The following is a 13500-nucleotide window of genomic DNA, read 5'->3' as shown; positions in this document are numbered from 1 at the left end:
CGTGAGTGAAGCAAACAGAATTGATCGCCGCTTTGAAAAACTGCGCAGCGAGGGCCGCAAAGCGCTGGTGACCTATATCGTCGCCGGTGACGGCGGCCTGGACAACACCGTCGGCCTGATGCACCAGCTGGTGGCCAGCGGCTCGGACCTCATTGAGCTGGGTGTGCCATTTTCCGACCCGATGGCGGAAGGCCCGGTGATTCAGAAAGGACACGAGCGCGCGCTGGAGCAGAAGGCTTCCCTGCGCAAATGTCTGGCCCTGGTGAAAGAGTTCCGCGAAAAAGATGCTGAAACCCCGGTAATCCTGATGGGATATGCCAACCCCATTGTGAGAATGGGGGCGGAAGCTTTTGCCGACGCCTTGCAAGAGGCCGGTGGCGACGGTGCGCTCACCGTGGATTTGCCCGCTGAGGAGGCGGGCCCGTTGAACGACCTGCTGAAGGCACGCAATCTGTGCAATATCTTCCTGCTCACTCCCACCACCAGCGATGCGCGCATCGCTGAGATTACGCGGCTGGCCAGTGGATTTGTCTACTATGTTTCCCTGAAAGGCGTCACTGGCGCGGGCCACCTGGATCTGGATTCGGTACGCGAAAACCTCGCGCGCATCCGCCGTCACACCGATCTGCCTCTGTGCGTCGGTTTCGGTATCAAGGATGGGGCGTCCGCAAAAGCGGTGAGTGCCGATGGCGATGGCGCCGTGGTGGGGAGTGTGTTGGTGTCTGCGGTGGGTGAATCCGCTGATGCCGCGGCGGCCAAGGATCGCATTGGTGGGCTGGTCGCGGAGATGCGCGCCTCCCTGGATAACTGAGGCGTCGGTCTTCCTTAAGGCTCCTGGCCAGAAAGCCGGAGTGGGCGGCTTATCTGGCCAAGAGCAATCGTTTTGAAAGTGGTTTAATTCGCGGTTTTAGAACTGCCGGTCATTTATCCTCGGGCCCTCAGATACGGGCGTATTGGCCCGGCAGCGAACGAATTCAGCAAGCATCAGATATCGGATTTGGAAACAGAATGAGCTGGTTAGAAAAAATTGTCCCCTCGGTGATCCGCACCGAGCGCCGCGCCGGTGCCAGCAAGGTACCGGAAGGTGTGTGGAAAAAGTGCGTGAAGTGCGATTCCACCCTGTATCTGCCGGAACTGGAGCGCAATCTCGATGTGTGCCCGAAGTGCGAGCACCATTTCCGGATCGGTGCGCGCCGTCGCCTGGACATGTTTCTGGACAAGGAGCATCGCGAGGAGCTGGCGGCGGACGTGGAGCCGGTGGATCGCCTCAAGTTCAAGGATGTGAAGAAGTACAAGGAGCGTCTGACCCAGGCGCAGAAGGCGACCGGCGAGAAAGATGCGCTGATCGCGATGCAGGGACTGCTGGAAGGCAAGCCGCTGGTGGCGGTGGCGTTCGAGTTTGCGTTCCACGGTGGTTCGATGGGTTATGTGGTGGGTGAGAAATTCACCCGCGCGGCCCAGCGTGCTTTGGAAGAGCGGATTCCGCTGGTGTGTTTCTCGGCGACCGGTGGCGCGCGGATGCAGGAGGCGTTGATCTCGCTGATGCAGATGGCGAAAACGTCGGCGGTGCTGGAAAAGCTGCGCATGGCGGGTGTGCCGTACATTTCGATCATGACCGACCCGGTGTACGGTGGTGTGTCTGCGTCGCTGGCACTGCTTGGCGATATCAATGCGGCGGAGCCGGGTGCCCGCGCGGGTTTTGCCGGCCCGAATATCATCGAACAGACCATTCGCCAGAAACTGCCGAAAGGTTTCCAGCGCGCGGAGTTTCTGCTGGAGCACGGTGCCATCGACATGATTATTCCGCGTCACGATATGCGGAATACCGTGAGCCGTCTGTTGGGCAAACTCTCCAATAACTAATTTCCTTTTTGTCCCGCCTACTGCAAGTTCAGTGGCGGGACCGCTGCCAGTGGGGGCCTTGCAAGACACGCCGTGAACCCATCCATGGGGGCTCTGCACCGCCATCCATGGCGGTGAAGGTCTTGCAAGGCCCCCACTGGCATCGCTCCCTTCACTTCGAGTTAAGAACTTCGATCCAACTCGGTCGATTGTTCGTTCCCAGCTAAAATCCCTTCACCTGATAAGTTACCGGTGATCCTATGCGCGACCTCCAATCCTGGCTTTCCCGCCTGGAAAAACTGCATCCCACGGAAATCGAACTCGGCCTGGAGCGCGTCTCCTCGGTTGCCCGCACACTCGATGTGGAAGCGCCGGCGCGCCGGGTGATTACCGTGGGTGGTACTAACGGCAAGGGGAGTTGCGTGCGCACTATGGAGGCGCTGCTACTTGCGGGTAATCACAGCGTGGGTGCCTATAGTTCGCCGCATCTGCTGCGCTTTAATGAGCGGGTGCGGATTGGCGGTGCAGAGGTTTCTGATGAGGCGCTGATCGAGGCGTTTGAGGCGGTGGAGCAGGCGCGAGGTGAGACGAGTCTGACGTATTTCGAGTTCACCACATTGGCCGCGTTCTGGCTGTTCAAGCAGGCGGGTGTGGAGTTTGCGCTGCTGGAAGTGGGACTCGGTGGGCGGCTGGATGCGGTGAATCTGGTGGATGCGGATATTGCGATCATCACCAGCGTGGCGGTGGATCACGAGGCGTGGCTCGGCAGTGACCGCGAGGTGATCGGTCGCGAGAAGGCGGGGATTCTGCGGGCGGGCAAGACGTTTGTGTGCGCAGACCCGAAACCACCGGCGTCGGTGGTGGATACGGCGCGGGATCTCGGCTGTGAAAGCTTCTTTATTGGTCGCGAGTACTCGCTGCTGCACAAGCATTACCAGTTGCATGCGGAGCCGGAGCTGGAAATCGGTCTGCCGGACTTGCAGTTGCCGCCGGCCAGTGTGGCGGCGGCCGTCACCGCGTTGGCCATTGCCGGCGAACTGCCGGGTGCGGATCGGGTCTGCGAGGTTCTGGAGAACCTGCGGATGCCGGGGCGCTGTCAGTCTCTTGAGTGGCGGGGACACCAGCTGGTGCTGGATGTGGGACACAATCCGGCGGCCGCCGAATATCTGGCGGACTGGCTGGTCCGTCACCCGGTCTCCGGTCGCACCCTGGCACTGGTGGCGGTGATGGCGGACAAGGACATTGGCGGGCTGATTGGGCCGCTGGTCGGGCATATTGACTACTGGTATCCGGCTCTGCTGCCGGGCAACCCCCGCGCGGCAGGTGCCGGGCAACTGCTGGCAGGGCTCGCCGCTGGCGGTGTCGATTCGGGGCGGGTCGAAGGTCTGTGTGAACCGGTTGCGGGGCAGCTGTCGCGCGCGGTGGCGGCTCTGGACAGGGATGACAGGTTGCTTGTGTTCGGTTCTTTCTTTACCGTTGCGGAAGCCTTGACCGTTACCGGGTAGCGGCGGCCACCTTGCACAAGCACTTTGAGAGAACACCAGCATGGCCAGTCGGGACAATGACTCCTACTCCGCTTCTTCCCGCGCCCCCCGCCGCCGTCTGAACGACGGGGTCAAGCAGCGCATTGTGGGGGCGCTGGTGCTGGCGGCGCTGGCGGTGATTTTCCTGCCCAGTCTGTTCGATCGGGAGGGTGCCCGCTATGTGGATGTGACTAGTCAGATTCCTCCCGCGCCGGATATCAAGCCGATTACCATCGCCGAACCCGAACCGGTAACCGACATCGAGCCGGCACCGCCGGTTAACGAAGTGTTTCAGCCGGAGTTTGTCGAGCAGAAAACGCCGGCGCCGGATCCGGAAGCCATTTCCCTGGCTCAGGAGACGAAGGCTGAGCCCGAACCGGCAGAGCCGGAAACGGCTGCGGCAGACAGGCAGCCACAGCTGCCGGCGGAGAAGACCCAACTGGATGAGCAGGGGTTGCCTGAGGGCTGGGTCGTGCAGGTCGCTGCCTATAAAGATGAAAACAGTGCCGAGCGCATGCGTGGAAAACTGCTGGATGCCGGTTTCCGCGCCTACACCCGTGCCGTGGACACCCCGAAAGGCCGCTTTGTACGGGTGTTTGTGGGGCCCAAGCTGAGCCGTGTAGATGCCCAGGCCGACAAGCAGAAGCTGGACAAATTGCTCAAGGCCGATACTCTGATCCTGCGCTATAAAGCCTGATACGACAGTCTTCGTCGGGACCCTACCATTCCATCTTTGCGCGCCGAGGGCCGAGCGGTGGGCTCGACCCACCAGTCCGCAAAGATCCTCCCAGGTTCACAGGATTTGGTGAACGGCTTCACTGGTCCGGGCCGGTACGTTAGAATGCGCGCTCTTCGCGGCGGCCGCCGCGTAGCAGGTAGGGTTGAATGAACTGGGCTGACTGGACCATTCTGGCAATTGTCGCCATTTCCACGCTGATCGGCCTCGGCCGAGGCTTCGTGCGCGAAGTCCTGTCGCTGCTCACCTGGGTGGCCGCATTTGTGGTGGCGATGATGTTCCGCGACCAGCTGGCACCACTCCTTTCCAACCTCGTCGATACGCCTTCACTACAGGCCATTGCCGCTTTTGCCATTCTGTTCATCGCTACCCTGTTGGCCGGTGCCGGCCTGAACATGACTCTGTCTGCGTTCGTCGAGGCCACAGGCCTTTCCGGAACTGACCGGGTGCTGGGTATGGTGTTTGGTCTGTTCCGTGGCGGCATCATCGTGATGGCACTGCTGATCTTCGCCCCGGCGCTGGCGCCGGTGAATGAGGACAAGTGGTGGCAGGAATCGACGCTGATACCTCGCTTTCTCACCTTTGAAGATCGCGCGCGCGAAGCGGCAGGTGCGATCAAGGATTTCTTCGCAGGGCAATTTGATTGATCGCCGGTCTGCGGGAGGCAGCACGCGATCACTTTGACCATTTCGAAACGACTGGGGTTATCTGAAGTATGTGTGGCATCGTTGGAATCGTTGGCAAGAGTGACGTCAATCTGCAGTTGTATGATGCGCTCACCATGTTGCAGCACCGGGGTCAGGATGCCGCCGGTATCGTTACCTGTGATGGTGACCGCCTGAACCAGCAGAAGGCAAACGGTCTGGTGCGCGACGTGTTCCGCGCGCGGCACATGCAGCGCCTTACCGGCAATTTCGGTATCGGCCATGTGCGCTATCCCACGGCCGGCAGTTCCGGCCCGGCGCTGGCTCAGCCGTTTTACGTCAACTCCCCCTACGGCATCGCCATGGCCCACAATGGCAATCTCACCAACGTGAAAGAGGTGAGCGAGGAAATCTTCCAGCAGGACCTGCGCCACATCAATACCGACTCCGATTCCGAAGTCCTGCTGAACGTATTTGCCCACGAATTGCACAAGCAGCACAAACTGCAACCCAAAGCTGAAGACATCTTCACCGCGATGCGCGCGGTGCATAAACGCGTGCGCGGCGGTTATGCCTGTGTGGCAATGATTGTCGGTTACGGTGTGGTGGCGTTCCGCGATCCCAACGGTATCCGCCCGCTGGTGTACGGCAAGCGCGAAACGGAAAATGGCCCGGAATATATGGTGGCCTCCGAATCCGTGGCGCTGGACGTGCTGGGCTACACCCTGGTGCGCGATGTGGCACCGGGTGAGTGTCTGTACATCGAGCTGGATGGCACCCTGCACTCCGAGCAGTGCGCGGAAAACCCACAGCTGCGCCCGTGTATTTTCGAGCACGTTTACTTTGCCCGTCCGGATTCCATTATGGACGGTGTTTCCGTGCACAAGGCGCGCCTGCGTCAGGGCGAGCACCTCGCGGAAAAAATCCTGCGCGAGCGCCCGGATCACGATATCGATGTGGTCATCCCGATCCCGGACTCTTCCCGCTCCGCGGGTCAGATGGTGGCACACCGTCTGGGCGTAAAGTTCCGTGAGGGTCTGGTTAAGAACCGCTATATCGGCCGCACCTTCATCATGCCGGGCCAGAAGCAGCGCAAAAAATCTGTGCGTCAGAAGCTGAACCCGATCGAGCTGGAATTCCGCGGCAAGAATGTGTTGCTGGTGGACGATTCCATTGTGCGCGGCACTACCTGTAAGCAGATTATCCAGATGGCGCGCGATGCGGGTGCCAACAAGGTGTATTTCGCTTCCGCGGCTCCTGCGGTGAAATACCCCAACGTGTACGGTATCGATATGCCGTCTGCGACTGAGCTGGTGGCTCACGGTCGCACCACGGAAGAAGTGCGCGAGGAAATTGGTGCGGACTGGCTGATTTACCAGGAGCTGGAAGATCTGATTGTGTCCTCTGGCGAGGGCAACACCGAGATCAAACAGTTCGAGAATTCCGTGTTCGACGGTGAGTACATCACTGGCGATGTAACCGAGGAATACCTCAACAGCCTGCATGCCGCGCGCAATGACAATGCAAAGGAAACCAAGGGCAAACAGAGCTCAATGTAATTTGTAACTCCGTTTATCCCCCAAGCTTTCGGCCCACCAATCGGTGAGCCGAAGTGTTTTAGGGCAATGCGAAGGCATCGATACCGATAGGCCATTGCGAGACCTTCCGCGAGAGGGACCTCGCGGAAGAGCCCCCAGGGATGGGTTCACGGCGTGTCTCGCAATGGCCTATCGGTAGCGGTGTCGCCAAGAAACTAGCTACGTAGCTAGCCGCACCCCCCAGTTACTCCGTAGTTCCCCGCAGTGGCGGCAAAGCGCCGGGTATTCGTTTTCAAAACCGCTGGGAATACATCCCTGTACGCTGCGTCGCAAACATCCCTGTTTGCGACGCTTTTGAAAACGAATCCCCGTCACTCTGCCTTCGATTTGTAGTTTTTTGCTTTGTAGCTTTTTATCCATCTTGAGCATTTGAACTTCCTGTTCCAACACTTTCAGCTTCATGGGTTAAGATTACCGGCTCCAATCACACAGACCCGGGACGGTTAATCCATGTTTGAAGACGACGGCTACGCACTGGAGACGCTGGCGGTACGTGCAGGCCAGAGCCGGTCGGCGGAAGGCGAGCACTCAGAGCCAATTTACACCACCTCCAGTTACGTCTTTCCCTCCGCGGCAGAAGCCGCCGCGCGTTTCTCCGGGGAATCCCCCGGCAATGTCTATTCGCGCTACACCAACCCCACCGTGCGCATGTTCGAACAGCGCATCGCCGCGATGGAAGGTGGGGAGGCCGCGGTAGCCACGTCCAGTGGCATGGCTGCGATCCTGAGTCTGTGCATGGCGCTGCTGAAAAGCGGTGACAAGGTCATCTGTTCCCGCAGTGTGTTCGGCACCACCACCGCGCTGTTTACCCGCTATATGGTCAAGTTTGGCGTCAAGGTCACCTTCGTTGATCTCACCGACCTGCAGGCGTGGAAAGACGCGCTGGATGGCGATACCAGGCTGCTGTTTATGGAAACCCCGTCCAACCCCCTGTGCGAAGTCGCGGATATCCGAGCAATGGCCGATCTCGCCCACAGCGCCGGTGCGCAGCTGGTGGTGGACAACTGTTTCTGCACGCCGGCACTGCAGCGCCCGCTGGACCTCGGCGCCGACATCGTCGTGCACTCCGCCACCAAATTCCTCGACGGTCAGGGGCGTTGCGTGGGTGGTGTGGTAGTGGGCAAGAAAGAGGTGATGGATGAGATCGTCATCTTCCTGCGCACCTGTGGCCCGAGCATGAGCCCGTTCAATGCCTGGGTATTTCTGAAGGGCCTTGAGACCCTCAATTTGCGCATGCGCGCCCACTGTAGCAGTGCACTGGATATTGCCTGGTGGCTGAACGAGCAGCCGCAGGTGGAAAAAGTGAATTACGCCGGTCTCCCCAGCCATCCCAACCACCAGCTTGCCGCTGCCCAGCAATCGGGTTTTGGTGCGGTGTTCAGTTTTACCGTCAAGGGTGGGCGCGAGGCGGCGTGGAAGGTGATCGATGCGTGCAGGATCTTCTCGGTTACCGCCAACCTCGGCGACGCCAAGAGCACTATCGTGCATCCGGCCACTACCACTCACGGTCGCTTGAGCGAAGAGGACAAGGCGAAAGCGGGGATTAGCGAAAACCTGATCCGCATCTCGGTGGGTCTGGAAAACTCTGAAGACCTGAAAGCCGATCTGGCGCGAGGCTTGTCGTCGCTGGATTAATAGGGCCACAATGGCGCGGAATGTGGCTTGCTGGATAGTGCCCGCTCACTGCGGGCCTATCATTAGCTATTGAAGAAAAACCGAGCAGTAATGGATTAGCCGTGCAAAAAGTTATTTCCGCCATCGTCGCCGATATCGGCAAGGTCCTGCTGGGCAAGGAACATCAGGTAAAACTTGCTCTGGCCTCCCTGTTGGCCCGCGGGCACCTGCTGATCGAAGACCTGCCGGGCATGGGCAAGACGACGCTGGCGCACGCGCTCGCGCAGGTTCTCGGTCTTTCCTATAAACGGGTGCAGTTCACCAGTGACATGCTCCCGGCCGATATCCTCGGCGTCAGCATCTTCGAGCGTGAGTCTGGCCAGTTCCGTTTTCACGAGGGCCCGGTGTTCAGCCAGCTTTTACTGGCGGATGAAATCAACCGCAGTTCTCCCAAAACCCAGAGTGCGCTGCTTGAGGCGATGGAAGAGCGCCAGGTCAGTGTCGACGGTGAAACCCGCCCACTGCCGGAACCCTTCTTTGTCATCGCCACCCAGAATCCACTGCAACAGTCCGGCACTTTTGTGTTGCCGGAGTCCCAGCTCGACCGTTTCCTGATGCGCATCAGCCTCGGCTATCCCACCCGTGAAGCGGAAAGGGCGCTGTTTCAGGGCGTCGACCCGCGTGCCCAGCTTGCCCAGCTCAAACCGCGTATCAACAGCGAGGGGCTGAAAAAACTGCAATCGCTTGTCGGTCAGGTCAAGGCATCCGAGTCCCTTCTCGACTATCTGGAGCGACTGGTTCAGCACAGCCGTCACAGCCCGGAATGTGCGGTCGGTCTGTCGCCGCGTGGTGCGCTGGCACTGCTGCACGCCGCCCGCGCCTGGGCGTTGATTCATAACCGCGGTCACCTGCTGCCGGAAGATCTGCAGGCCGTCCTGCCCGCCGTTGCCGGCCACCGTCTGCAGACGGACGGCGGCGACGGCACGCAGCTGGTGGAGCGGATGATGCATCAGGTCGATATCATCGCCGCTTGATATCACCGGGGCGATGAAGAAAGGATGTGAATAGCGTGCTCGAGAAAACTGCCACCACTCGCAGCAACTCCGCCAACGACAACCGGATTCCGCGCCTGTTCCGCAAACGCTGGCTCCGCTGGCTGGATCGCCGCGCTCCGGCCTCTGCCAGTGTTGTTCTCAACCACCGCAGGCTGTTTGTCATTCCCACCCTCGCGGGTATGGGTTTTGTACTGGTGGTCACGCTGCTGTGGTTACTCGGCACCAACTACGAAAACAATCTGGTATTTGCTCTCGCCTTTTTGCTGGCGGGCCTGTTTGTGGTGCTGCCGGTGCATACCTTTGCCAATCTCTCCGGACTGAAATTGCAGCTGGTGGAGGCCGAGCCCGCGTTTGCCGGCGATTACGGCCAGGCGCGTATTCGGCTCACGAAAACCGGCAAGCGCTTTCACGAGCGGATCCGGCTCGCGTGGCCGCCGGAGGAGGGTGCACTGGTGGATGTGGCGGCCGGGCGCGATGGTCGCGAGATCCGCCTCGATCTGCCGCTGGTACGGCGCGGCCGGGTACGCGCGCCACGCATTCTGGTGGAGAGCCGTTTTCCGCTCGGATTGTTCCGCTGCTGGAGCTGGGTGGACCTGGATGTGGAATTTCTGGTCTACCCGCAGCCGAAATCCGCGGGGCCACTGCCGCTGGGCGCGAACGCAGGTGAAGGGGACCAGGAGCTGGCGCACTCTTCCAGCGGCGACGATTTCGCCGGTCTCAAACACTATCAGCCCGGTGACTCTCTGCGCCATGTAGCCTGGAAGCAGTATGCCAGCGGTCGCGATCTCTACAGCAAGGAATACGCTTCCGGCAGCGACGCGCGCCTGTGGCTCGACTGGGACTTGCTGGCGGGGCGCGATGTGGAAACCCGTCTCAGCAATCTCTGTTCGTGGATAGTGGACGCCGAGCGCGCGCAGATACCCTATGGCCTGCGTCTTCCCGGCCAGACCGTTGCTCCGGGTCTCGGCGGTGCGCACAAGTCCCATCTGCTTGGCCTGCTGGCGCTGTTCCCGGTGCAGGGAGTCGGTGCGTGAGTCCCGCCCAAAGCAATAGCCCCCACGGCCATAGCCAGCTGCAGTCCCTGCTGCCGCGAGAGAGCCTGCTGTGGATCTTTGCCGCGCAGCTGGCGGTACTGCTACCGCATTTTGCCCATCTGCCGCTGTGGCTGCTGGGGGCCTGGACGGTGGCGGTCTACTGGCGTCTTCAAGTGTTTCGTGGCCGCCGCGAAATGCCCGGGCGCCTGGTAAAACTGCTGGCGGTCTCGCTCGCCGTGCTGGGGCTGGTGCTTACTTACCGGCGCTGGTTTGCGCTGGAACCCATGGTGGCACTGCTGGCGGTGTCATTTACCCTGAAAAACATTGAGCTGGTAAGCCGGCGCGACGCGCTGTTGAGCCTGATGCTGGCGTACTTCCTCGCCGCCACCCTGTTTATATTCGAGCAGACGATACCCTATGCCCTCTACGGCATATTGTGCGTGGTGCTGATCACCGCGGCGCTGGCGGCCCAGCAGGGCAGGGGTAGTGCACGCCCGGGGAGGGCGCTGGGGCTGTCGGCAAAACTGCTGGCGCAGGCGGTGCCGGTCATGCTGGTGCTGTTTGTGGTGATGCCGCGCCTGGGACCACTGTGGGCGGTGCCGCAGAACAGCGCCAAGGCGTCCACCGGCATCAGTGATTCCATGAGCCCGGGGGATTTCAGCGAACTGTCCAAATCCGACAAACCCGCCCTGCGCATCGCCTTCGACGGCCCCCTGCCCCCTCCTGAGCAACGGTACTGGCGCGGGTTGGTGTACACCCGCTTCGACGGCCGTCGCTGGAGTGAACCGGATCTGGAGCGGCACTACGCCGGCTGGCGCCGTGGGCGCAGCGGTCGTTTTCACGACGCCGGCGAACCGGCAGAAAGTGAGCAGACACTACCGGCCGTGGGCCCGCGCTATCGCTATCAGGTGATTCAGGAGGCGAGTCACACTCCCTGGCTGTTTTCCCTGGCGCGCCCGCACTCGGAGACGGAGGGGGTCAGTGCCACGGGTGACGACACTCTCGTTTACCGCATGCCGGTGGGTAGCCGTCTCGCCTACGATGTGCGTTCCTGGCCGCGGGAGAGCCTGGTACGCAACGAGCCGCTGAGTGCGGCGGAGCAGCGGCGACATCTGCAATTGCCGAGCGACGGAAACCCGGAAGCGCGCGCCTGGGCGCGGGCGCGGCTCGACGAAGGCCTGAGTGCCGAGCAGATTTCCGCAGCGCTGCTGGACCTTTACCATCGCCGTTTCACCTATACCCTGCGCCCACCCGTATTGGGAGCGGATACGGTTGACGAATTCCTGTTTTCCACCCGTCAGGGTTTCTGTGAGCACTTCGCCAGCAGTTACGTGTTCACCATGCGTGCCGCCGGTGTGCCGGCACGGGTGGTGGCAGGCTATCAGGGCGGTGAGTGGGTGGAGCAGCAGGGCTATCTGCTGGTGCGACAGTACGACGCTCACGCCTGGGCCGAGATATGGCTCGCGGGGCGAGGCTGGGTGCGCGTCGATCCCACTGCCGCGGTGGCGCCGGAGCGTATCCGCGACGGACTGCAGAGTGCTGCCGCCGAAGAATTCATGCAGGACGCGCTGATACCACTGCACAAGATCGCGTTCATCACCCGCCTGCGCCTGCAGTGGGACATGATCAACTACCGCTGGTACCAGACCGTGGTGAGCTTTGATCAGCAGCGTCAGCAGGGGCTGCTGACCCGGTTGCTGGGGCAGGTATCCCCCCTGCGCCTGACGCTGCTGCTGGGGTTGCCGGTCATCCTTGCTCTGGCGTTGTTGATGCTGTGGCTGCACTTCAGTAGCCGGGGGCCTGCACTGCCCATGCACAGCCGTCTCTATTTGCGCTTTTGCCAGCGCATGGCACGTGCGGGATTCGCCCGCAACCCCGGTGAGGCGCCGGGAGATTACGCTCGCCGTATCGAGCGGGAAGTACCGCGACTGGGGCCTATGGCCCGACGGATCACCCTGGCCTACGAGCGCGCCGCCTACGGCGACAATACTGCGGCCGAGCGCCAGCTGCGGCGCTTACTGAGACGGTTCTGGCCGCTGCGACGGGCACGCCCCACAACCGTGTAATCTGTGTGACAATAGCGCCCCCTCGGGCGGCCCCGGCGCCACCCACAACGCGGCACTGGCGCATCGCGCAAACCCGACCCCGGATTCAGCAATGGCATTTCCCGCACTGGCGGCACGACTGCGAACCTTCCTTTTCGGCTACAGCGGCACCTCACTCGCCACCGGCCTGCAGGTGATCCTGTTGCCGTGGATTGCCGTTTCCCTGGTGGACTTGCCGGCACTGCAACTGGGGTGGGTACAGGCTTCGGTATTGCTGCCAAATCTCGTATTTCTGCTGTTCGGTGGCGCGCTTGCCGACCGCTTCGATTCGGCGCGGGTGGCGGCACTGTCCTGTGTGGGGCTGGCGCTGTGCCATGCGCTACTGGCCGTATACCTTCTGCAACGGGTGCCGAGCCTGATACTGTTGCTCGCCTACGGTGTCAGCCTCGGTATCTGCACCGCATTTCTGCAGCCGGCGCGGGATAATCTGGTACAACGCTGTGCGCGCAGGCCGCGGGACGGCACCGCCCGGCTGAGCGAGGCGCGGGTGCAACACACCGTGACCTGGATGATGCTGGCCCAGTATGGCGGGCAGGCGGTGGGTATGCTGCTGGCGAGTCGTTTCGATTACTGGGGCGCGGAACTGCTGCTGTTGATCCAGGTGTGTACCCTCGCAGTTGCCGCGTTATTTTTCTTCTCCATGCGCCACTCAGGCCCCGCTCCGGAAAAGCCTTCGCAGAGGCTGCCATCGGCGCTGCTGGAGGGGTTTGCCGAGGTGCGCAGGAATCGCGCAATTCTGGAACTGGTGCTGGTGGTGGGATTTAACGGCCTGGTACATATCGGCGTATTTCTGGTGGTGCTGCCGCTGATGGCGGAGAGTTATGCACGCGGTGCCAGCTACTACGCCAGCCTGCAGATCGCGTTTGTGGTGGGTACGGTGATTGCGACGGTAACCATGTTGCGGCGGGGGCAAGGCAACCAGCCCGGCCGCGGGGTGCTGATGTGCCTGCTGTACAGTGCCGTACTGCTGGTTGCTATCAGCTTTGGTCCCACGCCCTTTGGCCTGATGGTGCTGTGCGCCTGCTGGGGCGCGGTGGCTGCGGCCTCTGCCGGTCTGGGGCGCGCTATTGTCCAGTTGCTGGCTCCAGAGCAGGTTCGCAGCCGCATCATTTCCATCTACCAGCTGTCCCTGTTCGGCTCTGCAGCCATCGGTGCGTTGGCCGCCGGTGTGATCAGCGAATATGCCGCCCCTCTGACTACGTTGCTGTGGGCTGGGATTCTCAGTTTTATGGCGCTGTTACTTGTCTCCGCCAGTGGGGCCCTGAGACATCTACGTATAGGGGGCGATACCAGCGACTGAGCGTCCCGCCAAGCAGTATCCATCCGCAGTCATTGACCCGAGTGTATAA

12 protein-coding genes are annotated in these 13500 nt (G+C 61.4%); 11 read left to right on the top strand and 1 reads right to left on the bottom strand.

Features of this window, described 5'->3' with window-relative positions; genetic code table 11:
- Position 1: 1 nt before the first annotated feature.
- The 6 genes from trpA to purF all read left to right on the top strand — a co-directional run bounded on the left by trpA (position 2) and on the right by purF (position 6304).
- Complete coding sequence (gene trpA / locus C3938_RS01330; protein WP_105101481.1) at positions 2-811, top strand: tryptophan synthase subunit alpha; 810 nt, start codon at positions 2-4, stop codon at positions 809-811.
- 197 nt (positions 812-1008) lie between these two features.
- Positions 1009-1863 (top strand): acetyl-CoA carboxylase, carboxyltransferase subunit beta, encoded by an 855-nt coding sequence (gene accD, locus C3938_RS01325; RefSeq protein WP_105101480.1) that lies wholly within the window; start codon positions 1009-1011, stop codon positions 1861-1863.
- 239 nt (positions 1864-2102) lie between these two features.
- Positions 2103-3347: a bifunctional tetrahydrofolate synthase/dihydrofolate synthase gene (gene folC, locus C3938_RS01320; RefSeq protein ID WP_105101479.1), complete on the top strand. Its 1245-nt coding sequence runs from the start codon at positions 2103-2105 to the stop codon at positions 3345-3347.
- 40 nt (positions 3348-3387) lie between these two features.
- Positions 3388-4062 carry an SPOR domain-containing protein gene (locus tag C3938_RS01315; RefSeq protein WP_105101478.1) on the top strand — a complete coding sequence of 225 codons (675 nt, stop codon included), beginning with the start codon at positions 3388-3390 and terminating at the stop codon, positions 4060-4062.
- Between the two features lie 188 nt (positions 4063-4250).
- Positions 4251-4748 carry a CvpA family protein gene (locus C3938_RS01310; RefSeq protein ID WP_105101477.1) on the top strand — a complete coding sequence of 166 codons (498 nt, stop codon included), beginning with the start codon at positions 4251-4253 and terminating at the stop codon, positions 4746-4748.
- 68 nt (positions 4749-4816) lie between these two features.
- On the top strand, positions 4817-6304 hold the full coding sequence (gene purF, locus C3938_RS01305) for an amidophosphoribosyltransferase (protein ID WP_105101476.1): 1488 nt from the start codon (positions 4817-4819) through the stop codon (positions 6302-6304).
- Positions 6305-6502: 198 nt separating this feature from the next.
- On the opposite strand, the gene C3938_RS01300 is transcribed toward purF, so the two are convergent.
- Positions 6503-6745: a hypothetical protein gene (locus C3938_RS01300; RefSeq protein ID WP_105101475.1), complete on the bottom strand. Its 243-nt coding sequence runs from the start codon at positions 6743-6745 to the stop codon at positions 6503-6505.
- A 48-nt stretch (positions 6746-6793) separates the two neighbouring features.
- On the opposite strand from C3938_RS01300, the gene C3938_RS01295 reads away from it, so the two are divergent.
- From C3938_RS01295 to C3938_RS01275, 5 genes are all read left to right on the top strand, one after another.
- Entirely contained in the window at positions 6794-7978 is a 1185-nt protein-coding gene (locus tag C3938_RS01295; RefSeq protein ID WP_105101474.1) for an O-succinylhomoserine sulfhydrylase, read from the top strand.
- Positions 7979-8079: 101 nt separating this feature from the next.
- Complete coding sequence (locus C3938_RS01290; RefSeq protein WP_105101473.1) at positions 8080-8991, top strand: AAA family ATPase; 912 nt, start codon at positions 8080-8082, stop codon at positions 8989-8991.
- Between the two features lie 35 nt (positions 8992-9026).
- Positions 9027-10046 (top strand): DUF58 domain-containing protein, encoded by a 1020-nt coding sequence (locus C3938_RS01285; RefSeq protein ID WP_233998580.1) that lies wholly within the window; start codon positions 9027-9029, stop codon positions 10044-10046.
- Entirely contained in the window at positions 10043-12112 is a 2070-nt protein-coding gene (locus C3938_RS01280; protein ID WP_105101472.1) for a transglutaminase TgpA family protein, read from the top strand. The genes C3938_RS01285 and C3938_RS01280 overlap by 4 nt, the downstream gene beginning before the upstream one ends.
- 91 nt (positions 12113-12203) lie before the next feature.
- On the top strand, positions 12204-13451 hold the full coding sequence (locus tag C3938_RS01275; protein ID WP_105101471.1) for an MFS transporter: 1248 nt from the start codon (positions 12204-12206) through the stop codon (positions 13449-13451).
- Positions 13452-13500 lie beyond the last annotated feature (49 nt).

Source organism: Microbulbifer pacificus, assembly GCF_002959965.1.
GTDB lineage: Bacteria > Pseudomonadota > Gammaproteobacteria > Pseudomonadales > Cellvibrionaceae > Microbulbifer > Microbulbifer pacificus_A.
Note: the sequence above shows the minus strand (reverse complement) of the source record. Positions and strands in the feature narration are given on the sequence as shown.

Excerpts from the sequence above, each read along its gene's own strand:
- C3938_RS01275 (WP_105101471.1), top strand. The coding sequence starts at position 12,204 with ATGGCATTTCCCGCACTGGCGGCACGACTGCGAACCTTCCTTTTCGGC.
- C3938_RS01310 (WP_105101477.1), top strand. The coding sequence starts at position 4,251 with ATGAACTGGGCTGACTGGACCATTCTGGCAATTGTCGCCATTTCCACG.
- folC (WP_105101479.1), top strand. The coding sequence starts at position 2,103 with ATGCGCGACCTCCAATCCTGGCTTTCCCGCCTGGAAAAACTGCATCCC.
- C3938_RS01295 (WP_105101474.1), top strand. The coding sequence starts at position 6,794 with ATGTTTGAAGACGACGGCTACGCACTGGAGACGCTGGCGGTACGTGCA.
- C3938_RS01315 (WP_105101478.1), top strand. The coding sequence starts at position 3,388 with ATGGCCAGTCGGGACAATGACTCCTACTCCGCTTCTTCCCGCGCCCCC.
- purF (WP_105101476.1), top strand. The coding sequence starts at position 4,817 with ATGTGTGGCATCGTTGGAATCGTTGGCAAGAGTGACGTCAATCTGCAG.
- C3938_RS01300 (WP_105101475.1), bottom strand. The coding sequence starts at position 6,745 with ATGAAGCTGAAAGTGTTGGAACAGGAAGTTCAAATGCTCAAGATGGAT.
- accD (WP_105101480.1), top strand. The coding sequence starts at position 1,009 with ATGAGCTGGTTAGAAAAAATTGTCCCCTCGGTGATCCGCACCGAGCGC.